This window comes from Chryseobacterium sp. WX (assembly GCF_029542485.1).
In the GTDB taxonomy this organism is placed as follows: Bacteria; Bacteroidota; Bacteroidia; order Flavobacteriales; family Weeksellaceae; genus Chryseobacterium; species Chryseobacterium cucumeris.
This window is the reverse complement of sequence record NZ_CP120710.1, coordinates 3,622,349-3,646,886: the sequence shown is the minus strand read 5'-3', so window position 1 is coordinate 3,646,886 and position 24,538 is coordinate 3,622,349. Positions and strand designations below refer to the sequence as shown.

At 37.2% G+C, this 24,538-nt stretch carries 24 protein-coding genes; 11 read left to right on the top strand and 13 right to left on the bottom strand.

Annotated elements, in window-relative coordinates:
- Positions 1-3: 3 nt before the first annotated feature.
- The 5 genes from PZ898_RS16450 to rsfS all read right to left on the bottom strand — a co-directional run bounded on the left by PZ898_RS16450 (position 4) and on the right by rsfS (position 4,687).
- A complete protein-coding gene (locus tag PZ898_RS16450) occupies positions 4-660 on the bottom strand; it encodes a phosphatidylserine decarboxylase family protein (RefSeq protein ID WP_062673286.1) in 657 nt (218 codons plus the stop codon).
- A 4-nt stretch (positions 661-664) separates the two neighbouring features.
- Entirely contained in the window at positions 665-1,537 is an 873-nt protein-coding gene (locus tag PZ898_RS16445) for a phosphatidate cytidylyltransferase (protein ID WP_062673285.1), read from the bottom strand.
- A 24-nt stretch (positions 1,538-1,561) separates the two neighbouring features.
- On the bottom strand, positions 1,562-2,143 hold the full coding sequence (locus PZ898_RS16440; protein WP_034691583.1) for an LUD domain-containing protein: 582 nt from the start codon (positions 2,141-2,143) through the stop codon (positions 1,562-1,564).
- 135 nt (positions 2,144-2,278) lie between these two features.
- Positions 2,279-4,300 carry an ATP-dependent zinc metalloprotease FtsH gene (gene ftsH / locus PZ898_RS16435; protein WP_062673282.1) on the bottom strand — a complete coding sequence of 674 codons (2,022 nt, stop codon included), beginning with the start codon at positions 4,298-4,300 and terminating at the stop codon, positions 2,279-2,281.
- A gap of 21 nt (positions 4,301-4,321) precedes the next feature.
- Complete coding sequence (rsfS, locus tag PZ898_RS16430) at positions 4,322-4,687, bottom strand: ribosome silencing factor (protein ID WP_047097448.1); 366 nt, start codon at positions 4,685-4,687, stop codon at positions 4,322-4,324.
- An 87-nt stretch (positions 4,688-4,774) separates the two neighbouring features.
- Here rsfS and PZ898_RS16425 point away from each other — a divergent pair, with 87 nt between their 5' ends.
- Complete coding sequence (locus PZ898_RS16425) at positions 4,775-5,488, top strand: biotin--[acetyl-CoA-carboxylase] ligase (protein WP_062673279.1); 714 nt, start codon at positions 4,775-4,777, stop codon at positions 5,486-5,488.
- On the opposite strand, the gene PZ898_RS16420 is transcribed toward PZ898_RS16425, so the two are convergent.
- The 4 genes from PZ898_RS16420 to PZ898_RS16405 all read right to left on the bottom strand — a co-directional run bounded on the left by PZ898_RS16420 (position 5,482) and on the right by PZ898_RS16405 (position 8,888).
- A complete protein-coding gene (locus tag PZ898_RS16420) occupies positions 5,482-6,594 on the bottom strand; it encodes an LptF/LptG family permease (protein WP_034691587.1) in 1,113 nt (370 codons plus the stop codon). The two genes, PZ898_RS16425 and PZ898_RS16420, sit on opposite strands and share 7 nt — an antisense overlap.
- A 6-nt stretch (positions 6,595-6,600) precedes the next feature.
- Positions 6,601-7,731: a tRNA guanosine(34) transglycosylase Tgt gene (gene tgt / locus PZ898_RS16415; RefSeq protein WP_277693783.1), complete on the bottom strand. Its 1,131-nt coding sequence runs from the start codon at positions 7,729-7,731 to the stop codon at positions 6,601-6,603.
- A 66-nt stretch (positions 7,732-7,797) separates the two neighbouring features.
- Positions 7,798-8,166, bottom strand: a complete 369-nt coding sequence (locus PZ898_RS16410) for a DUF4296 domain-containing protein (protein WP_277693782.1) — start codon at positions 8,164-8,166, stop codon at positions 7,798-7,800.
- A gap of 5 nt (positions 8,167-8,171) precedes the next feature.
- Positions 8,172-8,888: a polyprenol monophosphomannose synthase gene (locus PZ898_RS16405; protein ID WP_277693781.1), complete on the bottom strand. Its 717-nt coding sequence runs from the start codon at positions 8,886-8,888 to the stop codon at positions 8,172-8,174.
- Positions 8,889-9,130: 242 nt separating this feature from the next.
- On the opposite strand from PZ898_RS16405, the gene PZ898_RS16400 reads away from it, so the two are divergent.
- From PZ898_RS16400 to PZ898_RS16380, 5 genes are all read left to right on the top strand, one after another.
- Positions 9,131-9,799 (top strand): DUF4271 domain-containing protein, encoded by a 669-nt coding sequence (locus PZ898_RS16400; protein WP_051934165.1) that lies wholly within the window; start codon positions 9,131-9,133, stop codon positions 9,797-9,799.
- Between the two features lie 12 nt (positions 9,800-9,811).
- Positions 9,812-10,552, top strand: coding sequence for a uroporphyrinogen-III synthase (locus tag PZ898_RS16395; RefSeq protein WP_034691594.1), 741 nt, complete (start codon positions 9,812-9,814; stop codon positions 10,550-10,552).
- A 171-nt stretch (positions 10,553-10,723) separates the two neighbouring features.
- On the top strand, positions 10,724-12,769 hold the full coding sequence (locus PZ898_RS16390; protein ID WP_277693780.1) for a S9 family peptidase: 2,046 nt from the start codon (positions 10,724-10,726) through the stop codon (positions 12,767-12,769).
- A 181-nt stretch (positions 12,770-12,950) separates the two neighbouring features.
- Positions 12,951-13,148, top strand: coding sequence for a four helix bundle protein (locus PZ898_RS16385; RefSeq protein ID WP_277693779.1), 198 nt, complete (start codon positions 12,951-12,953; stop codon positions 13,146-13,148).
- 41 nt (positions 13,149-13,189) lie between these two features.
- Positions 13,190-13,528, top strand: coding sequence for a hypothetical protein (locus PZ898_RS16380; protein ID WP_120232485.1), 339 nt, complete (start codon positions 13,190-13,192; stop codon positions 13,526-13,528).
- Positions 13,529-13,668: 140 nt separating this feature from the next.
- Here the strand turns inward: PZ898_RS16380 and PZ898_RS16375 are convergent, their stop codons facing one another.
- On the bottom strand, positions 13,669-14,160 hold the full coding sequence (locus PZ898_RS16375; RefSeq protein ID WP_062673266.1) for an SRPBCC domain-containing protein: 492 nt from the start codon (positions 14,158-14,160) through the stop codon (positions 13,669-13,671).
- Between the two features lie 201 nt (positions 14,161-14,361).
- On the opposite strand from PZ898_RS16375, the gene PZ898_RS16370 reads away from it, so the two are divergent.
- The 5 genes from PZ898_RS16370 to PZ898_RS16350 all read left to right on the top strand — a co-directional run bounded on the left by PZ898_RS16370 (position 14,362) and on the right by PZ898_RS16350 (position 20,635).
- Positions 14,362-15,906: a HAMP domain-containing sensor histidine kinase gene (locus PZ898_RS16370; RefSeq protein ID WP_123278598.1), complete on the top strand. Its 1,545-nt coding sequence runs from the start codon at positions 14,362-14,364 to the stop codon at positions 15,904-15,906.
- A 162-nt stretch (positions 15,907-16,068) separates the two neighbouring features.
- On the top strand, positions 16,069-16,755 hold the full coding sequence (locus PZ898_RS16365) for a response regulator transcription factor (RefSeq protein ID WP_002982671.1): 687 nt from the start codon (positions 16,069-16,071) through the stop codon (positions 16,753-16,755).
- Positions 16,756-16,833: 78 nt separating this feature from the next.
- Positions 16,834-17,478, top strand: coding sequence for a hypothetical protein (locus PZ898_RS16360; protein WP_238590606.1), 645 nt, complete (start codon positions 16,834-16,836; stop codon positions 17,476-17,478).
- A gap of 139 nt (positions 17,479-17,617) precedes the next feature.
- Positions 17,618-17,860: a hypothetical protein gene (locus PZ898_RS16355; protein ID WP_277693778.1), complete on the top strand. Its 243-nt coding sequence runs from the start codon at positions 17,618-17,620 to the stop codon at positions 17,858-17,860.
- 69 nt (positions 17,861-17,929) lie between these two features.
- On the top strand, positions 17,930-20,635 hold the full coding sequence (locus PZ898_RS16350; protein ID WP_277693777.1) for a TonB-dependent receptor: 2,706 nt from the start codon (positions 17,930-17,932) through the stop codon (positions 20,633-20,635).
- Positions 20,636-20,798: 163 nt separating this feature from the next.
- On the opposite strand, the gene PZ898_RS16345 is transcribed toward PZ898_RS16350, so the two are convergent.
- Genes PZ898_RS16345 through PZ898_RS16335 form a run of 3 tightly spaced genes read right to left on the bottom strand, consistent with a single transcriptional unit; the run spans position 20,799 to position 24,485 of the window.
- Positions 20,799-21,296: a phosphoheptose isomerase gene (locus PZ898_RS16345; protein ID WP_062673259.1), complete on the bottom strand. Its 498-nt coding sequence runs from the start codon at positions 21,294-21,296 to the stop codon at positions 20,799-20,801.
- 24 nt (positions 21,297-21,320) lie between these two features.
- Positions 21,321-23,603 (bottom strand): GH92 family glycosyl hydrolase, encoded by a 2,283-nt coding sequence (locus PZ898_RS16340; RefSeq protein WP_277693776.1) that lies wholly within the window; start codon positions 23,601-23,603, stop codon positions 21,321-21,323.
- A gap of 21 nt (positions 23,604-23,624) precedes the next feature.
- The gene (locus PZ898_RS16335) at positions 23,625-24,485 is read right to left on the bottom strand and encodes an ROK family protein (RefSeq protein WP_277693775.1); all 861 of its coding nucleotides are present in this window, start codon (positions 24,483-24,485) and stop codon (positions 23,625-23,627) included.
- Positions 24,486-24,538: the final 53 nt, after the last annotated feature.

The following is a 24,538-nucleotide window of genomic DNA, read 5'->3' as shown; positions in this document are numbered from 1 at the left end:
ATTTTAATTTTCTTTCAGTTTGGCGATAACATCCTCACCTCCTTTTGTAATATCTCCGATCTTACAGATAATCTCTGTGTCTAAAGGCAGGAATACATCCATTCTGGAACCGAATTTAATAAATCCGAATTCATGCCCGGCCTTTGCTTTATCCCCTTCATTACAATAGAAAACGATTCTTCTCGCAACATATCCGGCAATCTGTCTGAAGACTACTTTATGATTAGTCATCGTCTGAATAGCTACCGTAGTTCTTTCGTTTTCTGTAGAAGACTTTTCATGCCATGCTACCAGATATTTTCCCGGGTGATATTTTTTGTAAATCACTTCTCCTGACACCGGGTATCTGCAGATATGAACATTGAGTGGAGACATAAAAATAGAAACCTGGATGGCTTTTCCTTTTATAAATTCATCCTCTTCCACTTCTTTGATCATTACAACTTTTCCGTCAACCGGAGCAATAACATTTTCTTTGTGATCAAGAATATTACGATCCGGAACTCTGAAGAACCAGAAAACTAAACCGTAAATAACCAACAAAGGCATAATGATCACCAGTGACCATATTTCAAGGAAATAAATTGCTAAAGCACCCAGAATAATAAAAAGCAGGGTTGCAACGGTAATCGTTCCTTTTGATTCTCTATGTAATTTCATGAGACTAAATAAATTTTTCTAAAATAAAGTACAAATATACGACAGGAACGCAGATAATAAAACTATCCAGTCTGTCTAAAACTCCTCCATGCCCGGGAATGATGTTTCCACTGTCCTTTACACCGAAGTTTCTCTTCAATTGACTCTCCACCAGATCTCCTAAAGGAGCAAAGGCAGCAATCAAAAATCCTACAACCATCCAGTTGCCTCTCAGCTCAGGCTGATAGTGTTCAATAAAGTAGGATAAAACCAATGTTAAAACAACACCTCCGGCATATCCTTCCCAAGTTTTTTTAGGGGATATTTTAGGGGCCATTTTATGTTTACCGAAGAATTTTCCTACCAGATACGCAAAGGTATCGCTGCTCCAGATCAGAATAAACAGGAACAGAACCTCCAGAGAGAAACTGTCACTATAACTGGAGAATTTGGGTAACCCCAATGCAAAACTGAAGGGCAGGGCTACGTAGATTACGGTAAAAATAAGTTTTCCGCTGTCGAAGTAGAGTTCGTTGGGATATTTGAATAATGTAACCACAGCAATCCCAATAAGTACCAGTGCCAGTATTTCACTAAGCCTGAAATCAAAAAAGAAATCGTGATTAAAATATCTTTTGGAGAACATATAGAATATAAAAATGACCAATGGATATACCACCCATTTTTCATAGCCGTTTCCAAACTTCATGATTTTGACACACTCCCAGGTTCCTACAACCAGCAGCAAACTCATTAATCCATGATAGAGATACTGTTGCTTGATAAGACCAGGTGCAATATTGTTCAGCAGCTGTGCTCCCAGCGGAGTAGAACAAAGAATAATGATAGCTACATAAACGATACCTGACAGGGTTCTTTGAATGAGATTTTTGTCCAAAATTTAAAATTTAGAAGTGGTTGCTTAATCTTCAAGCAGCAATAAAAACAGTTTTGTATTGGAATTGGAAGAACTGTCCATTTTCGATTGGCTTCCGCTTATGGAAGTAAGGTTCTTGATATTTCCGTTTCTTTTTATTTTCCCCATAGCGTCATTCAGGTTGTTTACAATCTGAGAAACATTGGCAATAATGATAATTCTATCGGGAAGCCTTGAAGAATGATAATGAAGAATATTATTATGTGAAAGCATGATTCTGCCGTCATAAGCAATCAGATATTCACAGGTGATGAATGCGGCGTCATTAGACGGCTGTAATTCTGAAGTATACGAAGACTTCACAACGTTCAAAAAATTCTGAAGTTCTTTATCCCAACAAAAAAGATTATGTATCCCTTCTATTTTGATAATTTGATTTAAAGTTTGTAGAGCCTCCGCTTCATCTGCACAATAATTAAAAAATCCCCCCGAATGCGTAAATAATTGCGCAAACTTATAGTCAAGATCCGCATTTTTCAGCGAATCCCCAAGCTTCTCCAGGCTCTGTTTGTCCTCTTCTTCAGGCTGGTTGGTAAGTTTGCTTACAATCCTCTTGAATAAATTCAACTTAATCTATTTTTAGTCAACTTTATACAAAAATAGAAAATTAATTACAATAGTATCCAAAATATCTCCTTAAATATGAAAAAACCTGACAACTTGAAGTCGTCAGGTTTTTATGAATTCTATTTTTTAAGAGTCTTAAAGCTGTGTTGGGCTTTCTGGAGCCTGTATTTCGCTTTCTTCTTCTTTTTCTTTGATCTGAGGTGTTTCCACTACTACCGGCTGATCTTTTTCAGGAATAGTATTGGTTACAGGTTTCTCTGTCAATTCAGGATCCCATGCTCTTTTTCCGAATATTTCTTCTAAGTCTTCACGGAAGATCACCTCTTTTTCCAACAGTTTGCTGGCTAAAGCATCAAGCTTGTCTTTATTATCAGCAAGAATTCTTACTGCTCTCTCGTATTGGTTTTCGATGATGGATTTGATCTCTGCATCAATCTTAGTAGCTGTTTCTTCAGAATATGGTTTTCCGAAATTATACTCAGACTGGCCTGAACTGTCATAGTAAGAAATATTACCGATATTCGGGCTTAATCCGTAGATCGTTACCATAGCCTGAGCTCTCTTCGTTACTGTTTCCAGGTCAGAAAGTGCTCCTGTAGAAATGTTATTGAAAATAACCTGCTCTGCTGCTCTACCTCCTAATGTTGCACACATTTCATCCAACATCTGTTCAGTTGTGGTAAGCTGTCTTTCTTCAGGAAGGTACCATGCTGCTCCCAGTGAACGTCCTCTGGGAACGATCGTCACCTTTAAAAGTGGAGATGCGTGTTCTACCAACCATGATATCGTAGCGTGACCTGCTTCGTGGTAAGCCACTCTTCTTTTTTCAGAAGGTTTGATTGCTTTATTTTTCTTTTCAAGACCACCGATGATTCTGTCTACAGCATCAAGGAAATCCTGTTTTGTTACGGAAGTATGGTTATTTCTTGCTGCGATAAGCGCTGCTTCGTTACAAACGTTGGCAATATCCGCTCCACTGAATCCTGGAGTCTGTTTTGCAAGAAATTCTCTGTCTACATTATCATCAAGTTTGATCTTTTTCAAGTGAACATCAAAGATCTGTCTTCTTTCGTGAAGCTCAGGAAGGTCTACATAAATAGATCGGTCAAAACGTCCGGCTCTCATCAAAGCTTTATCAAGGATATCCGCTCTGTTGGTTGCTGCCATTACGATAACGTTAGTGTCTGTTCCGAAACCATCCATTTCAGTAAGAAGCTGGTTCAAGGTATTTTCTCTTTCGTCGTTTCCGCCGGAGAAATTATTTTTTCCTCTTGCACGTCCGATAGCATCAATCTCATCAATGAAGATAATGGCCGGAGATTTTGCTTTTGCCTGAGCAAAAAGGTCTCTTACTCTGGAAGCTCCTACCCCAACAAACATTTCAACGAAATCAGAACCTGAAAGTGAGAAAAACGGAACTTTAGCTTCCCCTGCAACCGCTTTCGCCAATAGGGTTTTACCAGTTCCCGGAGGCCCTACTAAAAGAACTCCTTTAGGAATTTTACCTCCCAGTTTTGTATATTTCTCGGAGTTTTTCAAGAAGTCTACTACTTCCTGAACTTCTTCTTTAGCACCTTCCAATCCTGCAACATCCTTGAATGTTACCTGAATTCTTTCTTTTTCGTCGAAAAGCTTCGCTTTAGATTTTCCGATAGAGAAAATTTGTCCACCAGGACCTCCGCCACCGCCCATCTTTCTGAAAAGAAGGAAGTAGAATAATCCTAAAATTGAAATCCAAACCAGCGCAGGGATTAAGATATCCATTAATGCGCTCTTCCCTGTACCGTAATCTTTGGTTGTTTTAATAACCGGATTGCTGGCTTTGACCTGTTCAAATTTTTGAAGGAAAAGTTGAAGATCTCCGTATTTCACAGAAAAATCTGCTTTTGGAGCCATTTCGAAGGCAGAAAGAGGGTTGTTTTCTTTTCCGGCTTTGGAAACCATTGCCGATTTTGCTTCTTTTGTTAGGAAAACATCAGCTTTCTCTATGTCTTTGTATATAATTATATTCTGGACTTTGCCCGCCTGCATTTCTCTAAAGAAACCATCTTCATCAATAGATTTTGCTGCATCACCTCCAAGGAAGTTGGAGCCAAAGAATAGCAAAAGAGCTACGATTGCAATAGGAAAGAACCAGTTGAATCCTTTATTATTCATTTAGACTTTTTAAAATTTTTATTATTCATTTTCAATTCTGGTAATGACTGCGTCACCCCAAAGCTCTTCTATATCGTAGTACTCACGTACCTGTTTCTGGAATATATGAACCACCACTGAAACGTAATCCACCAATACCCACATCGCATTCTCAGTACCTTCTACGTGCCAAGGTCTGTCCTGCAGTTCGTTTCTTACTTTCTTCTCTACACTTCCTGCCAATGCAGCTACCTGTGTATTTGAGTTTCCACTACATATCACGAACGTTTCTGCTACGGAGTTTTCGATGTTTGAAAGATCGAAGATCATAATGTCTTCTCCTTTTACATCCTGGATAGCTTCAACGATTTTATCTATTAACGCTTGTTTTTCTGCTGTTTTATTCATTAAAAAAATACTATAATCTGCAAATTTATTGTTTTTTCTTTACTTTAACCTTACTTTTACCCTCTTAATCTCTTAAAGTTTTCTTAAATGAGCCAACTCTTCTACCTGAAAGAATGTTCTTCTACTAATGACGAAATATCAAAGTTTTTACTTTACGGAGATTCAAATTTTATAGGGCTTCATACTTTTAATCAAACTAAAGGCCGTGGTCAGTATGGAAATATCTGGACTCAGACCGCCGGAAAAAATCTGGCTTATACGCTGGCAGTGAATACTCAGAACATCCTGTGCTCCGACTTTATGTTCAATTATTATACCGCAATGGTGATCCGGGATTTCCTTGCCAAATTGTCTGACTCTGAGGTAAAAATCAAATGGCCGAATGATATTATCCTTAAAGGTAAAAAAATCGTTGGAATTTTAATAGAAAAGAAAAAAATTAATCAAAATAATTATTTCATTATCGGAGCCGGGATCAATATTCTTCAGGAAAGTTTTGATGAAATATCCAATGCAGGATCACTTCTGACGCAGACAGGGATCCGATTTGATCTGGAAGAACTTGCATTCAACCTTCATGAATATTTGTCTGAAAGGCTTAAAAGCATACCTTCAGATCAGGAAATTCTTGATGGATTTAATAAAAATCTTTTCAGAAAGGATCAGATCTCAGTTTTTGAAATTGAAAAAGAGCGACAAAATGGCATCATCCGACATGCAGACGAAAAAGGTGAACTCTGGATCGAACTGGAAGACGGAATGCACTCCTTTTATCACAAAGAAGTAAAACTCCTTTATTGATTGGCTCTCTTGATATAAAGATAAAGGGTAAGCGGTAAAAACACCATATTGGGCAGCCACATGGCTACAGCAGGAGATAAACTTTTATTTTCCGAAACCACCTTTAAGGCTTCGAATGAAAATACGAAAATAAACGCTAATGAGATCCCTATTGCAAGATTAACTCCCAATCCTCCTCTTTTCTTCTGTGATGACAGGGAAAGCGCCAGGAATGTCAGAATAATAATTGAAACAGGCATTGAAGTTCTCTGATGAAGTTCATTCAGATAAGAGTTCAGGTTACTGTTTCCTCTTTCTTTTTCTCTTTCAATGAATTTCAAAAGTTCGGGAGTGGTTTTATTTTGTCCCAAAAGCTCATTCGGGAAAAGTTCTTCCGGAGAATGCCCGTAATTTTTCCTTAATTCTATTCCGTTACCCAGTTTTTCGGTATTGTCTTTATTGATTGTTTTTTCCAGATAGTTATTTAGAACAAACTGTTTTTTAGCTTTATCCCAGTATACTTCGCTTGCCTTCAGCTCATAGGTCATTTTTCTGTCTTTATCATATTTCTGATAGACAAAACTCGACCCTCTTTTTTCTCTTTTATTCCAAGAATCAACGAAAATATATTCCGTCTTACTCAGCTGTGAAGAAGCAGGAGCGGTTCCTAAAATCTTTTCTTTATTGGCTGCATTATAAGTATAGGCTTCCAGCTCATTTTTCTTGATATTGGCCCATGGCAGCACCATATGGTACACTACAAGGGCGATCAATCCAATAAAAATGGAAGTAACCAGATAGGGCTTGGAAAACCTGTGAAAACTGGCTCCACTACTGATAATAGCAACAATTTCAGTATTATTTGCCATTCTGGAGGTAAAATAGATCACCGAAATAAATACCAGAATGGAAAGGAAAGTCACCACAAGATTGATGATCCAGAAAGGATAAAAATGGATAAGAAAATAGGTCAGATCCAGTTTCGGGTCAATAGCCTTAGCATTTTCTATCCTTGGAATCTTTTGCTGAACATCGATTACCAATACGACTATAGACAATAATACCAACATGAAACTGAAAGTTCCAAGGTATTTTTTAATGATATATCTGTCTACAATTTTAAGCATATTCTCTTACAGTCTTTGTCTAAGAACCGGTACTACAGAGTTTTTCCATTCATAGAAATCACCTGCCATAATATGTTCTCTGGCTACTTTTACTAAATCAAGGTAGAATGCCAGATTATGAATCGAAGCAATCTGTTTTGCCAGATATTCTTTAGATACAAACAAGTGACGAAGATACGCTTTTGAATATTCACGATCTACAAAACTGGTCCCAAATTCATCCAAAGGCGAAAAATCGCGCTTCCATTTTTCATTTTTAAGGTTCATCACCCCTTGCCATGTAAAAAGCATTGCATTCCTTGCATTTCTTGTTGGCATTACACAATCCATCATATCAATTCCCAGCCCGATAGACTCAAGAATATTCCAAGGAGTTCCTACTCCCATCAGGTATCTAGGTTTTTCTTTTGGAAGGATGTCTGTCACTTCATCAGTGATCCTGTACATTTCTTCCTCAGGCTCTCCTACCGAAAGTCCTCCGATAGCATTTCCTTCTGCTCCTGCTTCAGAAATTACTTCTGCAGAAATTTTTCGAAGGTCAGAATAAGTAGATCCCTGAACAATCGGGAAAAGTCTTTGTTGATGTCCGTATAATTCAGGATTATTGTTAGTCCAGTCAATACATCTTTTCAGCCAACGGTGGGTAAGCTCCATCGATGATTTCGCCTGGTTGTAATCACAAGGGTAAGGTGTACATTCATCAAAAGCCATGAAAATGTCAGCTCCGATCTGTCTTTGAATCTCCATTGATCTTTCCGGAGAGAACATATGATAACTTCCGTCGATGTGAGATTTGAATCTCGCACCTTCTTCCGTCATTTTTCTGTTACTTGCCAGTGAAAATACCTGAAAACCTCCTGAATCGGTAAGAATAGGAAGATCCCAGTTCATGAATTTGTGTAAACCACCTGCATCCTGCATCGTTTCCATGCCCGGACGAAGGTATAGGTGATAAGTATTTCCCAGAATAATCTGAGCTTTAATGTCTTCTTTTAATTCTCTCTGATGAACTGTCTTTACACTTGCTACAGTTCCCACAGGCATAAAAATAGGAGTTTGAATCTTCCCGTGATCTGTGGTAATTTCCCCTGCTCTTGCTTTTCCTTCAGAGGTTTTTTCTATATTAAAAAATTTCATCTCTATACTTTTTTAAATGCACTGTTTTGACCAGTGATTTTGTGTGACAGAAACTTCCAGCCTTATTTACCTTACTACAGGCATTACGGGACCATTCTGTTTCAGTCTTTCCTTTACATATTTATCTGCTTTGGGATCTTTTTTCAGCAATATTTCCTGTGCATCACTGGTAATCCCATCCATTTCTTCTTTAATCACATAGTATTTGAAACTATCTACAAAATCATCAGGCTTTACCTTATGTGATTTCAAAACAGCTCTGGTTCCTGCTTCCATATTTTTGTCAGGATATACAAAAATAGCCTGATCGTTGATGGCAAGATCGGCAATGATTTCAGCCATCAAACCTTTATCGACCAGATTTTTGGGCTTATCAATATAATCGCTGCACGAACACAAGCCCAACAAAACGAAAATAAAGATTAACTTTTTCATCAGTTTCATAATCTGTTGATGATTGATTTCCATTTTAAATTCAATACCCCAAAAACTGCTTCATGGATAATTCCACCATTCATTTTGCTTTCTCCTAAAATTCTGTTGGTAAATATAATAGGAACTTCTACAATTCTGAAACCTCTTTTAAATGCTCTGAATTTCATTTCAATCTGAAATCCATATCCCTTCAGTTTCACATTATCCAATCCTATTTCTTCCAATACTTTTCTTGAAAAGCAGACAAATCCCGCTGTCGTATCATGAATTGGAAGGCCTAATACAAACCTTACATATTTGGATGCAAAATAAGAAAGCAGCACTCTTCCCATAGGCCAGTTCACTACATTCACTCCTTTTGAGTAACGGGAACCGATCGCCATATCTGCATTTTTACATGCTTCAAAAAGCTTCGGCAGATCGTTAGGATTGTGGGAAAAATCGGCATCCATCTCAAAAATATAATCGTATTTATTTTCGATGGCCCATTTAAACCCGTGGATATATGCCTTTCCCAATCCGTCTTTTACATGCCTTATGGACAGGTGCAGGTAATGCGGATGTTTCTTCTGCAGTTCTTTTACAATTTCTGCAGTTCCGTCAGGAGAAGAATCATCTACTACTAAGATATGAAAGTCATCCTCCAATGCAAAAACTGCGGAAATAATATTTTCAATATTTTCCTTTTCGTTATAGGTCGGGATGATGACGAGTTTTTTCATTTCAGTTTGCAAAGATAGTTTATTTAACCTTTTTATTTTATACAAAATAATCTATAATTTTGCAAAAATATTTCTCGGGGATTAAGCGGATGATACAGAAACTTTTATTCAACAGATCTGAACAATACGTAAAATCGATGAGAGCAAATATTTTAACTGCAGGTTCATGGACCTGGTGACAGGAAAACCTGTGCCGGACTGTGTCATTCTGAAGTTAAATAATAAATAAAAAAACTTAAATTTTGCCATCATCACAACACTTCATCAATCACGTAAGAATACCTGAAAATAATGATTGGGTAATCTTTATCCTTGTGGGCTGTATATTTTTATATGTTTTTATGATGAACGTCATAGAAAGGGATGCCAGTCTCAAAGATTTTCTGCTTCAGAAATATTTTGATGCAAGCAACAACCTTCCCAGCTGGATTATCACGTCCTGTGTAACGACACTTACCCTGTCTGTATTAATTTCACAGTACGTTCCAATAGTACCGAAATATATTGCAGATCTTCAGCTTCTGGGATATCAGCTTAATAAATTTGGATATACATTGCTGGCGGTGCTGCTTTTTTATTTAACAAAATCAACATTAGGATTTCTATTTTACCAAAGTATAGGGGACGGAAAAAAATGGACTATTTTTTATTTTACCTCCACAAAATTTTATTTCATTCTTTCATTTTTGCTAATAATTCTTTGTGTAGCCCATTATTACTTCCCGATAGACAGAAATAAAATGTTTTTATATTATTTCTGCTTCTTCGCTTTTGTATTCATTTTCAAAGTATTTTTCTATTTATTTCACAAGAACAAGATTCTTCCCGAGAAATGGTATTATAAATTTTTGTATATTTGCACCCTCCAAATCGCACCATTATTATTGCTTTGGAAGTTGTTATTTTTTTAATAAAAGTCAATGATGAGAATAAAGTCTATATTGGTTTCTCAACCAGCGCCTAGTGAGTCTTCTCCATATTTGGATATAGCGAAGAAGGAAAAAATAAAGATTGATTTCCGTCCATTTATCCACGTCGAAGGGGTTGACAATAAAGAGCTCAGAACACAGAAAATAGATCTGACGCAGTATACCGGTATTATTTTTACCAGTAAAAATGCGATTGACCATTACTTCAGACTCGCGGAGGAATTGCGTTTTGCTGTTCCGGATACGATGAGATACATCTGCCAGTCGGAAGCAATTGCCAACTACCTTCAAAAGCATATTGTGTACAGAAAAAGAAAAATCAGCTTTGGGGAGAAAAACTTCTCAGACCTGCTTCCTCTTTTCAAAAAATTCCCAACTGAAAAATATCTGTTGCCATCTTCAGATGTTTTGAGTCCGGATATTGTAAAAACCATGGATGCATCTAATGTAGACTGGACAAGAGCAATTATGTACCGTACCGTATGCAGTGACCTTACAGATATCAATGTCAAAGATTATGACATGCTGATTTTCTTCAGTCCGCAGGGAATAAAATCGCTACAACAAAATTTCCCTGACTTCAAGCAGGATGAAACAAAGATCGGAGTTTTTGGAAACACGACTTTGGCAGCTGCAGAAGAAGCAGGATTAAAAGTAGATTTAATGGCACCTACGAAGGAAACTCCTTCTATGACAATGGCCCTTGAAAAGTATATTAAAGCACTTCACAAATAGTCTTTAATTATAAAAATACAATGAACCATCTTTTCAATAAAGGAAAGATGGTTTTTTTTTACCTAAATTTGAACAAAAATTAATATTGAAAGGATTTCTGCTTAAATTACTTACTTTCAGAAGAAAAAAGTATAAGAACATTCTATTCAATAAAAAAATAAAATACCCCGGATGAAAGCTCCACAGGCAAAAAAAATTGAAAAAATACTAGAAACCCACGGCGATATAAGAACCGATAATTACTTTTGGCTGAACGAAAGGGAAAACCCTGAAGTGATCAAATACATTGAGGAAGAAAATGCCTACGAAGAATTCATCATGAAAGATACGGAAGCCCTTCAGGAAGAGCTTTTCGAAGAGATGAAAGCCCGCTACAAAAAGGACGATGAGTCTCTTCCTTATTTCTTTAATGAGTACTGGTATATTGTACGTTATGAAGAAGGCAAAGAATATCCTATCTTCTGCAGAAAGTATAAAAGCCTTGAGAATGATGAGGAAATTGTACTCGACGTTAATATTCTGGCAGAAGGTAAAGAGTTTTTTGAAGTAGGAAGTGTTGCCGTAAGCCCCAGCAACGAACTGACTTCTTTTTCTTCCGATGATGTAGGAAGAAGAATTTATACACTAAATTTTAAAAACTTAAAAACCGGAGAAATCCTGCCGGACACTATTCCTAATACGACAGGAAAAGCTGTTTGGGCAAATGATAACCAACATATATTTTACATCAGGAAAGATAAAAGTCTTCGTGCATTTCAGGTGTACAGACACAAGCTGGGAACAGATTCAGCAGAAGATGTTCTGATTTTTCATGAAGAGGATGAGACTTTTGATGTCAATGTATTTAAGACAAAATCATTAGAGTATATTTTCATTGCAAGCTCAAGCACTATTTCTGATGAACATCGTTTTATTCCTTCTGACAACGTATTCGCAGAATGGACGGTGATCCAGCCAAGGATAGAGGATCTTGAATATTCAGTAGAGCATTATGAAGATGAATTTTATATCATTACCAATGCGGATGATGCGATCAATTTCAAGATTGTAAAGACAAAGATTGATAACTGCAGCATGGAAAATTGGGTCGATGTGATTCCGCACCGTGCAGAAGTTTTACTGGAAGGTTTTGAGATCTTTAAAGATTATCTGGTTCTCGAGGAAAGAGAAAGAGGATTGCTTCAGATCAAAATCATTGACGAGAAAACACAGGAATCTTACTACTTACCTTTCTCAGATCCTACTTATACAGCTTATATCGGGATCAATCTGGAATTTGATACGGAAATTTTACGCTATGGATATACTTCCCTTACACAGCCTAGTTCCACGTATGAGTACAACATGAAGGAAAAGACGACAAAACTTCTGAAACAACAGGAAGTTTTGGGTGGAAAGTTTGCTCCTGAAAATTATATTTCGGAGAGAATCTGGGCAGATTCAAGAGATGGAAAGACAAAAGTTCCTATTTCCCTGGTTTATCATAAAGACACTAAGAAATCACCTGACACTCCCCTTCTTTTATATGGATATGGAAGCTACGGACATACTGTTGATGCCAGCTTTTCCAATGTAAGATTGTCTTTGCTGGATAGAGGATTTATTTATGCTATTGCTCACATCCGTGGTGGAGAATATCTGGGAAGAGAATGGTATGAAGACGGAAAGATGTTGTTTAAGAAAAATACATTCTTTGATTTTATTGACGCAGGAAAATACCTGATCAGAGAAAATTATACTTCATCAAAACACATGTATGCGATGGGAGGAAGTGCCGGCGGACTGCTGGTAGGTGCTGTGGTAAATTATGAACCTCAGTTATTCAACGGAATTGTGGCACAGGTACCTTTTGTAGATGTTGTTACAACGATGCTGGATGATACAATCCCTTTGACAACCGGAGAATATGATGAATGGGGAAATCCAAATGACGAGGAATATTACCATTATATGAAAGACTACTCTCCTTATGATAATGTGGAAGCGAAAGATTATCCGCATATGCTGATCACGACAGGATTTCATGATTCTCAGGTACAGTATTGGGAACCTGCAAAATGGACGGCAAAACTGAGAGAATTAAAAACAGATAATAATATTTTAGTCTTCAAAACCGACATGAGCTCCGGACACGGAGGGGCAAGCGGAAGATTTGAATCTCTGAAAGAAGATGCATTAGAATATGCATTCCTGTTGAAAATAAATGATAATTCATAAATGATAAATGATGGATAGTTCAGATTATAACACAATTTTTGCTTTTAAAACAAAGCAGCTAGCCATCATGATTATTAAAGAATTTTCTAAACTTCACATAATGAAGCCTTTTCTGTGATCAGAAAACAAATATTTCGGTCTTCTACTTCTATGGTTGCTAATTGCTGCTAATTATAGAGCTATGTGCAGAGCAAGATCAAAAGCTGAGCGGTTTTCTAAAATATCTATCGTGATTGAAGAAACTGATGAAACTTTGTTTTGGCTTGAAATGTTAGAGGAACTGGAATATGTTCAAAAAGAAATTATAGCAGATATAAAAATAAAGACTGAAGAAATACTGAAAGTAACTTCTTCCTATAGAAAAATGCTAAAGAACTAACTTTATCATTGATCAACTATCATTTATCATTTAAATATATTATGAACGAAGCTGAATACTGGAAAAAAATAGAACAATTCTTTGAAGACAATTTCCAGACTGAAAAGAACCCACCCATTGAAACCCTTTTATTTCTGATAGGATTACAGGAGTTGGGAAGCGGCCAGCAAAAATATACAAAAGAAGACAAGGTAAACCTGATTCATATTGCAGTCTGCAGATTGCTCGAGCCTTTTGGATATTATAAATTTACCCACTATGAAGACGGATGGCCCCACTTTGAAACTGTGGAAGAACTTCCGGAACTCAAACCTAATGAGCAGACTTTGCTTATGAAAAAGGCGATTATCCAGTACTTTCAGGAAGAAGAGCTTTTGTAAAAGCAGGAAGCCTGAAGATGGAAGCAGGAAGTTAATCAACACCGTGTAACTTTTCTATTCTAAATAGAAAATTTCGGATCTTTCCTTGGGAAAGATCCGAAATTTTTTATTTATTAAGAATCAAGTTGCGTATCGTATTCTTATCCAATCAATTCTTCCAATTGATTAAGCCCCATTTTAAAACCTTCTTCAAATCCCATATCCATAAGCTTTTTCATCACTTCAGGAGAATGGTAATGGATATTGATGGTTACTTTAGTTCCTTCCTCCACTCCGGTAAAGCCAATCAGCCATTTTGACCTTGGGAAGTCTTCATTGACATTGCCTTTTTCATCACAGAAAGCACTCATCCAGTCAAGACTTCTGTGTTCTGTAATTTCTCCATATTGAGTCTGAGAATACATAGGCCCTTTTTCTCCGTTTGGTCCTACCATCGTATACATCCAGATCCCTCCTTCTTTGAAATCCTGACTTACCGTTTCACATTTCCACGGTTTAGGCCCCCACCATTGATCCAGTAATTCGGCTTCTGTAAAATACTTCCACACTGTTGAAACATCAGCCTTATAAATCTTCATGACATAAGTGCTGGACGCATCAAAATCTTTGTTGAAAATGATATTAGATTCCATAAATATTTATTTTTAATAAAGTTAACACTTTATTTATTGAAAGGGACTTTTCATATGACAACTAAAAGATAATTCATAAATAATTGTTAAAAAACACTCTTTTAAGAAAAAAAAAACAATTTTTTGGCTCGTTTTTTGTTTAGGTACTCTTAAAACAATTAATTTTAACATTCATTTTTCCAAAACCTATATAATTAAATAATGAATAACAAATTCATCCCAATAATTTCAGTGTTTATGACAATCTCACTGATTGTCTTTGTGACGCTCCAATTTTATTGGTTGAAAGGCTATTACGGCGTACTGGAACAGGATTTTTCAAATAAAGTGTATGCGGTTTTGGAAAGTACTTCAAAAAGTATTGAAGAGATTGAAGCTGACAAATACCTGAATCAGGATTATAAAGATTTCAGAAAAAATATTCTTGCGAACAGCAAACAGCCATCTTTAACTACCATTCAGCAAGTAGAAGACTCCGGGACTCAAAGACAGATTATTTATTCCAAAAATATCATTGAAAAAACGCAGCTGCCTATTTCTCAAAAAGGAGATTCTATCAAGCTGACTACATTGTATACAGACGAAGCTGCTTATAAAATAAAAAGAGATACCACCAATCGCGAACTTTTAACGCAAGATATCAATCAGGAGATTGAGACGGGAGATTATTCCATGAAAGAGTTTGTGAAAGTATATGGAAACAACCTTCCTATTACTAAAAGAGTAGATCCGAAAACACTTGACTCCGTTATTGCCAAAGAACTGAAAATAAGAGGTATCACTGCCAAGTTCGGATATGGAGTTCTGGATCGTAATAATAAGCTTACAAGCATTGCCAATAAGGCTTATAAAGAAAAGAAGGACAGTAATACCTACAGCTTTCCTCTTTTTGCGGATAAGAAAAATACATTATACAGCCTTGCCCTGGTATTTCCTAAAAAAGAATATTCCCTGGCGATGAATAACTGGCCGATGCTTTTGGGAACATTCCTTTCTCTACTTACCATTCTTGGAATTTATATTATTTCCATCAATTATATGATGAGGCAGAAAAAACTTGCTGAAGTGAAAACAGACTTCATCAACAACATGTCTCACGAGTTTAAGACACCATTGGCAACCATTTCTGTAGCCACGGATTCTTTGGCTAATGACAAAATTGCCACCAATCCGGATAAGGTAAAATACTATTCCGAACTGATCAAGCAGGAGAACTTAAGGATGAAAAAGCAGGTGGAAAATGTACTTAACATGTCCAAGCTTGAGCGAAATGAAGTGGAATTATTTTTAAAAGAGACCAACGTAAGAGAGCTGATCAAAAAAACGACAGAATCTTTCAACCTGATTGTACAACAAAGGAATGGAACCCTTACGCAGAAGTTTACGGCCACTCAGTATAATTTTAAAATAGATGAATTCCACATCTCCAATATGCTGGTCAACTTACTGGATAATGCCAATAAATATTCTCCTGAAGCACCGGAAATACATGTAGAAACAAGAAATGAAGGACACTGGTATGTAATTGAAATTTCCGATAAAGGAATGGGGATGGATACGCAGAATAAAACCAAAATTTTCGAAAAATTCTTTAGAGAAGAAACCGGAAATATTCACAACGTAAAAGGCCAGGGATTAGGTCTTTCTTACGTGAAGAAAATTGTAGAACTGCACAAAGGACAGATTATCGTAGAATCTCATAAAGGAAAAGGAAGTACCTTCACGATAAAACTACCGATGAGCTAGAAAAATAAGTGATAGATGATAATCGATAAATGATAAAACTTCTCCATCACATCAATTATCAATGATCATTCATCAATTATAAAAAGTGTAACCAAATATCAAAATATAGAAGATAGAGTGAGGAAGTTCATTCTTAATTGTTAATTTTTAATTATTAAAATTATGAGCAACAGAATATTATTAGTAGAGGACGATCAGAGTTTCGGGGCGGTGCTTAAAGATTATTTGACCATCAATAATTTTGAAGTAACTCTTGCCACTGACGGGGAGCAGGGACTTAAAGAATTTACGGAAAATGAATTCGATATCTGCATATTTGACGTAATGATGCCTAAAAAAGACGGATTTTCATTAGCGGAAGACGTAAAAAAGATTGATAAAAATACACCGATCATTTTCCTTACTGCAAGAAACATGAGAGAAGATATCCTGAAGGGATATCAGTTAGGTGCTGATGATTATATTACAAAACCTTTTGATACTGAGCTTCTATTATACAAAATAAAAGCAATTCTTCAGAGAAGTTCTACCCTGGAAAATGAAGAACAGGAGCAGTTCAAGATCAGCAATATCTTCTTTGATTCTATGCTGAGACAGCTGAAAGTAGGTGATAAAGAATACAAACTTTCGCCTAAAGAAAATGAATTATTAAAACTTCTTTGCATCCACAGAAATGATTTCATGCCGAGAGACCTTGCTTTAAGAAAGATCTGGAAAAAGGAAAATTACTTTACAGCAAGAAGTATGGACGTTTATATTGCCAAGCTTCGTAAGTTATTAAAAGACGACGAAGGATTGGAAATCATCAACGTTCACGGAGAAGGATTTAGACTTTTGGTAAAAAATTAATCCAAAAATCAAATTATAAGTATAAAATTAGCAAAACAATTGAAAATGTTTTGCTAATTTTGTTTCATACCCATGGATATGAAGAATACATTTATAGGTTTGATCGCCGTATCACTCTTAGCTGCATCCTGTAAAAAGGATGAGAGAGCTACTTACTTAAAAGAAGAAGCCAACGCTGGCCAGCCCAACGTAGCCCTAAATACAACCTCAAAAACCGCTCTGATGGAACAGGCAGGCATCCAGTCTAACGTTGCTCCTGCTCCTATGGCTACCGTTCCGGGAATGAATCCTCCACACGGGCAACCTGGACACCGATGCGATATTCCGGTAGGACAACCTTTAAATGGTCAACCTGCTGCAGCTACTCCCGCTACGCAAAATGTAAACGTGAACGGAGGCAATACCATCCAGATTGATCCGAATGCTGTATCACCAGGGAAAATTTCCCTTGATAACAATGGAAAACAGGTAAAAACCGCTCCAGGAATGAATCCTCCCCACGGGCAGCCTGGACACCGATGTGATATTCCGGTAGGCCAGCCATTAAACAGTAAGCCCGCACCCACACCACAGCCAGCACAAAATGTAGTTCAGCCTTCTCCAAGTCCGGCTCCTGCACCTGCTGCACAGAATCTGGCGATGGGTGAAAAACCAAAACTGAATCCGGCACACGGAGAACCTTGGCACAGCTGTTCTCTAAAAGTTGGTGATCCTTTGCCATAAATTTTGTATTTTTGCAGAGATGAAGCTGTTTCACATACTTGCCATAGTGTTTTGCCTGGGAGTCTTTCTGATTCCCAAGGATAATTTCTATGCGCAAGAGGCACAGGAAACATGCTGTAAAGCAGAGTCTTCAAAAAAAATGGATTGCTGTAAAAATCATTCTTCAAAAAAAGACAGCAACCATGATAAAACAAAATCATGTAAAGATGACTGCTGCTCATCATGCATTGCCTGCTATACTTTTATTGAAACCCCTTTTTCAAAAAATCTACGTCTGGAACTGTCTTATTATAAATCGAATAAGAATCCTCAGTTTCAGTATGCTGATCCTTATCTTTCAGACCGTTTAAAGGAAATCTGGCAACCGCCCAAGATAGGTTAATTAAAACATCAAGGGTTCATTATGTCTTATAGTGAACTATTTTTTAATTAATTTAAACTTTTAAACAAAATGAAATTATATATTTCCAGGTTGATACTTGGTGGATTATTCCTATTTACACAATTTATAGCTGCTCAAACACTTTCAAAAAATCAGTTCAAGGTAAAAGGGAACTGTGAAATGTGCAAAACAAGAATTGAAAGTGCCGCTAAAAAAGCGGGTGCAAAAACAGCAGTATACTCTATTGATCTTCAAACCTTAACCTTTGAAACAGACAAAGCATCCGCCGATGATATTCTGAAAAAAGTAGCAGAAGCAGGTCATGATAACGAAAAATTCAAAGCTCCTGACACAACCTATGAAGGACTTCCGGGATGTTGTCATTACGACAGAGATGCAAAGTCTTCACAGGCAGAAACCAATCATGAGCATCATGCAGAGGCTACTATTTCCACTAAAAAAGAGAATGAATTCTATGTAAGAGGAAACTGTGCTTCTTGTAAAGCCAGAATTGAAAAAGCATCAAAAGATGCGGGGGCTGATACTGCGGAATGGAATGCAGAGAAACAAACGGTTACTTTGAATTTTGACCCTTCAAAAACCTCATCGGATAAGATTTTAAAGGCTATTGCTGATGCAGGTCATGATAATGAAAAATACAAAGCTTCTGATGCTGTTTACAACGGACTTCCGGGATGCTGCCTGTATGACAGAGAGTTTACTTTTGGGCAGCCTAATCCAAAGGTTCATTACGAAGAAGCAACAAAGCATGAAGATCATAAAGACAATGAGACTTCATTAGCTAAAGAGGATCATTCTCAACATGAAAAAAATATTGATGGTGTTGTGGTAACGGGTTCTAAGGCAGCAACAGCTTTAAGTAAAAAAGAAGCCGGACTTGTTTTTAATATTGATAAAAAAGAACTTTTAAAGGCTGCTTGTTGTAATTTATCTGAAAGTTTCGAAACCAATGCAACGGTAGATGTTTCTTTCAGCAATGCAGTTACGGGAACAAAACAGCTGAAAATGCTTGGGCTGGATCAGAAATATACCAGCTTAACGAAGGAACAACTCCCTGAAATCAGAGGATTGGCTTCTGCTTATGGATTAAATTTTATCCCGGGAAGATGGATCGAAAGTATTCAGCTTACCAAAGGAGGAAGTACGGTAACCAACGGTTATGAAAGTATCACAGGACAGATCAATACTGAGCTTTTAAAAAATGCCAAGACGCCTGAAACGTCACTGAACCTTTTTTCTGACTTCAATGGAAGAGCAGAAATCAATATCACCAATGTTTCTCCGATCAACGATAAATGGTCGCAAACTTTCCTTCTTCACGGAAACGGAACGTTTGGAAATACAGATATGAACCATGATGGTTTTCTGGATAGACCGAAAGGAACACAGATTAATGCAGCATATTTGCTGAACTATAACGATCTTGAAAAGTCGGGGTTCGGGTCTCATTTTGGAATTAATTTTATCAGAGATGAAAGAACAGCAGGACAGATTGGTTTTGATAAAAAACTGGGTCAGGACAAACAGCCTTTTTATGGGGTTGGAATCGATATTTCAAGATTCCAGGTCTGGAATAAAACTGGGTATGTTTTTAAAGGAAAACCTTACCAGAGTATCGGATGGATGAACCAGTATGTTTACCATCAGCAGGACAGCTTTTTTGGATTGAGAAATTATGCGGGACAGCAGCATACATACTATTCCAATTTAATTTTTGAAAGCATCATCGGAAATACCAACCACAAGTACAAGGCTGGTGCAAGTTTCTTATATGATGGTTATAAAGAAACGTATTTGCTGGATGATATGAGAAGAAATGAAATTGTACCGGGCATTTTTGCTGAATATACTTTAACTGGTTTAAAATATACTTTAGTAGCAGGTTCAAGAGTTGATTTCCACAACCTGGCAGGAACACAGTTTACGCCAAGATTGAACTTTAAATATGACTTCACACCTCAAACAATTTTAAGACTTTCTGCGGGAAGAGGTTTCAGAACAGCAAATGTATTTGCGGAAAGCCAGCAGTATTTTGCATCAAACAGAGCGATTAATATTCTACCTAATGGAGGAAATATTTATGGATTAAGACCTGAAATCGCATGGAATTATGGAGCCAGTTTACAACAGGAATTTAAGTTATTCGGAAGAAAATCAAGCATCATTGCAGACTTCTTCAGAACAGATTTCCAGGATCAGGTATTGGTAGATCTGGACAGATCTCCTCAACAGCTGACATTCTATAATCTGGATGGAAAATCTTTTGCCAATTCATTCCAGACTCAATGGGATTTCATGCCTGTAAAAAATCTTGAAGTAAGATTGGCATATAAATATTATGATGTGCAGGCTGATTATATCGGTGGAAGAAGAGAAGTTCCTTTTATGGCGAAGCACAGAGGATTCGTGAATCTGGCCTATTCGACCAATAAAAGTGATAAAGGAGGATTCTGGAGTTTTGATACGACTTTAAACTGGGTCGGAAAGCAAAGACTTCCTGATACGTCAACGAATCCGGCAGAATTTCAGCTCCCAACTTATTCGGAATCATATGCAGTTCTTAATGCTCAGATCTCAAGAAATTTCAATAAAAAAATCAGAGCTTATGTAGGAGGAGAAAACCTGACTTCTTATTATCAGAAAAATGCGATTGTAGATTTTAAAAATCCTTTCGGAAGCTATTTTGACGGAGGAATGGTATATGCACCAATTATGAAGGCCAACTTCTATTTGGGACTGGATGTGACGTTTTAAAAGCAGGAAGTTGGAGGAATGAAGCTGGAGTACTGCTAGTAAAATTCACCGGTAATAACGAAGTAAATCCAACAGCTTTAAAAACCTCCAGTAACTCCCCTCTTACAGCCTCAGGCTTCCTTATCAATAAAAAATCCGCTTCAATGAAGCGGATTCTTTTTATTTATCTTCCAAAGTCATCCTGTACTCTTACGATATCATCTTCATCTGAAGGATTGGAAGCATCGGTATGCTGCCAGATTTCGGCAACGATTCCCCAGCCTGCAAGACCAATTAATCTGTGTCTTTCCCCCTGCTGAAGTTTCACCTGATCTTTCGGACCATATTCTTTCAATTCTCCCTCTTCATCGGTATTGCTTCTTTTGATGCCTACAGTTCCTTCTACTACCTGCCAGATTTCGGCTCTTCTGTGGTGATACTGCCAGCTTAATCTTGCTTCCGGAGCCACGATAAGAATTTTAGGGCTTAGCTTCCCTCCTATTCTCAGGCTGTCTACATCAATCCCGTCAAAATACTGGTTGGCAAAATCCTGTGCCTGTGTTTCATCAATCACAAAAAATCCTCCCCATGGTCTTGTATCATCTTTTGCAGCAATAGTAAAACCTTGTGTCTGCAGCATATTCTCTACTCTCTCGAATATTTCTTTTTTTTCTGTACTCATGCAGCTATATTTTTAATTTAAAAATTATTTATTTGATTCTTCTTTTGACATTGAATATGGGAAATCTTTTTCCTGTGTACCTCTTTCTTTATTAGGTTTGCTATCCATTTTAAAGTCTAACACAGCACCTTTCATCAATTCCTTGTGGCTTAGCCAGTTTTTGGAATAAGGCTGTTGGTTTACATTCAAAGATTTTACATATAAATTTTCCGCATTGTTTTCAGGAGCTTTTATTTCAATTTTCTTACCATTTTCAAGGTGAATGGTGGCTTCTTTAAATAATGGTGCTCCCAACACATACTGATCCGTTGCTGGTGTTACCGGATAAAACCCAAGGGCTGAGAAAATATACCATGCGGAAGTCTGTCCGTTATCTTCGTCACCGCAATATCCATCAGGAGTTGCATGATACAGTTTATTCATCACCTGTCTTGCCCAATATTGAGTTTTGTAAGGTGCTCCTGCATAATTATATAGATAGATCATGTGTTGGATAGGTTGGTTTCCATGGGCGTACTGTCCCATGTTCATGATCTGCATTTCTCTGATCTCGTGGATCACGCCTCCATAATAACTGTCATCAAAAACAGGAGGCAGAGAAAAGACTTCATCCAATTTGGCTTCAAACTTCTTCTTTCCACCCATCAGTTCTGCCAGACCGTCGATATCCTGGAAAACGGACCATGTGTAATGCCAGCTGTTTCCTTCTGTGAAAGCATCTCCCCATTTGAAAGGATTGAAAGGTTTCTGGAAGTTACCATCTTTATTTTTACCACGCATAAGGCCTGTCTCCTTGTCGAATACATTTTTGTAATTGTAAGCTCTTTTCTTATAAATATCAATTTCTGAAGCAGGTTTACCTAGTGCTTTTCCTAATTGATAGATTGAAAAATCATCATAAGCATACTCCAATGTTCTTGCTGCATTTTCATTGATCTTTACATCGTAAGGAACATACCCCAGTTCATTATAATACTTTACTCCTGCGCGGCCTACAGCTTCTATAGGACCTTCATTGTTTGCTCCGTGTTTTACAGCCTGCCACAGCGCTTCTGTGTCATATCCGCGAAGTCCTTTGATGTAAGCATCTGCTACTACGGATGCGGAATTGTTTCCAATCATAATATCAGAATATCCCGGACTGCTCCACTCTGGTAAGAAACCACCTTCTTTATAAGCGTTGGCCAGTCCCTCCTGCATTTCCACATTAATGCTTGGATACACCAGATTCAGGAAAGGATATAGAGCACGGAAAGTATCCCAAAAACCGGTTCCTGCAAACATTCTTCCGTCTACAATTTTGCCATTGTATGGACTCCAATGTTTTATTTTATTTTGAGCATCAATCTCATATAACTTTTGCGGGAAGAATAAAGTTCTGTATAAAGAGGAATAAAAGGTTCTCATCTGCTGATCTGTCCCTCCTTTTATTTCTATTTTTCCTAATGTCTTATTCCAGATATTTTTAGCGTCGGTCTTGACCTGTTCAAAATTTCTGTTTCCGATTTCTCTTTTAAGATTCAGTTCTGCCTGTTCAAAGCTGATGAATGAAGAAGCTACTTTTGCGTAAACCGTTTCTTTATTTTTAAGCTTAAATCCTACCACAGCTCCGGTGTGATCACTGGTAATTTCTAACTGATCATTCACCAGTTTATCATCTTTCCAGGTTTTTGTGAGTTCAAAATCTTTATCAAACTGAATAACAAAGTAGTTTTTAAAGTTTTCGTATTTCCCGGTAGAATATCTTGTAGTATATCCGAGGATTTTTCTTTCTTTTGGTAAAATTTTGATATAAGATCCTTTGTTCAAAGCATCAACCACTACGTAAGCGCTGTCTGTCTTTGGAAAATCAAATTTAAAATAAGAGGCTCTTTCAGTAGGTGTAAATTCTGTTGTGACATTGATATCAGCAAGATAAACGCTATAGAAATAAGGTGTGGTAACCTCAGCTTTATGGCTGAACCAGCTTGCTCTTTCGTCTTCTTTAAACTTCACTTTTCCAACTCCAGGCATGATGGCAAATGCGCCATAATCGTTCATCCAGGGAGACGGCTGGTGGGTTTGTTTAAATCCTTTTATTTTATCTGCATCGTAGGTATATGCCCATCCATCGCCCATTTTACCGGTCTGGGGTGTCCAGATATTCATTCCCCATGGAAGTCCGACTGCCGGATAGGTATTTCCATTGGATAATGAAGGTTTGGATTGGGTTCCCATCAAAGGATTCACATAGTCTACGGGAGATACATTCTGACCTAAAGCCCAGGCCTGTAATAACAGTAAGCAAGTAGAAAATATAAACTTCATTGTATCTTTTCGTTTGTTAATTTATATACGCTTTTTTAATGCATAGCTGGCAGCTCCAAGAATGGCCGCATCTTCAAATATAGCAGAAATTTTAACCTGCAAGTTAATATTATTCTTGGTTAAGTTCTGAATAAATCTTTGCTCAAAATGAGGATAAGCCTTGGCAATATTTCCTCCTATAACTAAAACCTCCGGTTTGTAATGATCTACATATCTGACAATAAACTCAGAAAAGGAGTCTGCATAATCGTTAAACATTTGAGTCTGTATCTCTGTAGGTTTATCCAGAAGATCTTTCGTTCCTGAGATTTCTTCTCCGGTCAGTTCTTTATAATGATTCACAAACCAGCGTGTCGCCAGATAGTCTTCACTGATGGAATCTCTGAAGGGAGAATCCCATAAGTCTTCATCGGCAGCAAAATCTCCATTGAAGAAAGTAGTTCCCAATCCTGTTCCAAGAGTCACTCCAAAAGCACTGTTGAAACCTTGGGCACATCCTCCGAATACTTCTCCTTCCATAAACGCAGCCGCATCATTTACAAAATGAATCTGCTTCTGAGAAATGGCCAGCCTTTTTGCCAGTTCTTCTTTAATATTGACCTGATAGATATCAATAAATTTTCCCTGCCGCATAAGAGATATTCCATTTTCATAATCGAAAGGTCCCGGCATTGCGATACCGATTAAAAGATCTTCTTTTACCAGATCATGAGCCACCTTATTAATGGCTGAAATCCAAGCTTTGAAAATAACTTCTTTGTTTTCGAAAGCATCTACATGTTCTCTTACATAGGTTGATGAAATGATTTCACGTTTTCCAGCATCTACCTGAGCCAGCGTAATGTGCGACCCTCCGATATCAATTCCTACTATATTCTGCATTATTTTTTATTTTAAATTCAAGGTCCTTCCTGTGACTGAAAAAACAGACAAAC

Bases quoted from the DNA above. Each gene is read 5' to 3' on its own strand.
- PZ898_RS16350 (WP_277693777.1), top strand. From the start codon at position 17,930: ATGAAATTATATATTTCCAGGTTGATACTTGGTGGATTATTCCTATTT.
- PZ898_RS16450 (WP_062673286.1), bottom strand. From the start codon at position 660: ATGAAATTACATAGAGAATCAAAAGGAACGATTACCGTTGCAACCCTG.
- PZ898_RS16355 (WP_277693778.1), top strand. From the start codon at position 17,618: ATGGATTGCTGTAAAAATCATTCTTCAAAAAAAGACAGCAACCATGAT.
- PZ898_RS16335 (WP_277693775.1), bottom strand. From the start codon at position 24,485: ATGCAGAATATAGTAGGAATTGATATCGGAGGGTCGCACATTACGCTG.
- PZ898_RS16405 (WP_277693781.1), bottom strand. From the start codon at position 8,888: ATGAAAAAACTCGTCATCATCCCGACCTATAACGAAAAGGAAAATATT.
- PZ898_RS16340 (WP_277693776.1), bottom strand. From the start codon at position 23,603: ATGAAGTTTATATTTTCTACTTGCTTACTGTTATTACAGGCCTGGGCT.
- PZ898_RS16385 (WP_277693779.1), top strand. From the start codon at position 12,951: ATGTGCAGAGCAAGATCAAAAGCTGAGCGGTTTTCTAAAATATCTATC.
- PZ898_RS16345 (WP_062673259.1), bottom strand. From the start codon at position 21,296: ATGAGTACAGAAAAAAAAGAAATATTCGAGAGAGTAGAGAATATGCTG.
- PZ898_RS16370 (WP_123278598.1), top strand. From the start codon at position 14,362: ATGAATAACAAATTCATCCCAATAATTTCAGTGTTTATGACAATCTCA.
- PZ898_RS16410 (WP_277693782.1), bottom strand. From the start codon at position 8,166: ATGAAAAAGTTAATCTTTATTTTCGTTTTGTTGGGCTTGTGTTCGTGC.
- PZ898_RS16375 (WP_062673266.1), bottom strand. From the start codon at position 14,160: ATGGAATCTAATATCATTTTCAACAAAGATTTTGATGCGTCCAGCACT.
- PZ898_RS16365 (WP_002982671.1), top strand. From the start codon at position 16,069: ATGAGCAACAGAATATTATTAGTAGAGGACGATCAGAGTTTCGGGGCG.
- PZ898_RS16360 (WP_238590606.1), top strand. From the start codon at position 16,834: ATGAAGAATACATTTATAGGTTTGATCGCCGTATCACTCTTAGCTGCA.
- PZ898_RS16420 (WP_034691587.1), bottom strand. From the start codon at position 6,594: ATGCTTAAAATTGTAGACAGATATATCATTAAAAAATACCTTGGAACT.
- PZ898_RS16395 (WP_034691594.1), top strand. From the start codon at position 9,812: ATGAGAATAAAGTCTATATTGGTTTCTCAACCAGCGCCTAGTGAGTCT.
- PZ898_RS16390 (WP_277693780.1), top strand. From the start codon at position 10,724: ATGAAAGCTCCACAGGCAAAAAAAATTGAAAAAATACTAGAAACCCAC.
- tgt (WP_277693783.1), bottom strand. From the start codon at position 7,731: ATGAAATTTTTTAATATAGAAAAAACCTCTGAAGGAAAAGCAAGAGCA.
- rsfS (WP_047097448.1), bottom strand. From the start codon at position 4,687: ATGAATAAAACAGCAGAAAAACAAGCGTTAATAGATAAAATCGTTGAA.
- PZ898_RS16425 (WP_062673279.1), top strand. From the start codon at position 4,775: ATGAGCCAACTCTTCTACCTGAAAGAATGTTCTTCTACTAATGACGAA.
- PZ898_RS16380 (WP_120232485.1), top strand. From the start codon at position 13,190: ATGAACGAAGCTGAATACTGGAAAAAAATAGAACAATTCTTTGAAGAC.
- ftsH (WP_062673282.1), bottom strand. From the start codon at position 4,300: ATGAATAATAAAGGATTCAACTGGTTCTTTCCTATTGCAATCGTAGCT.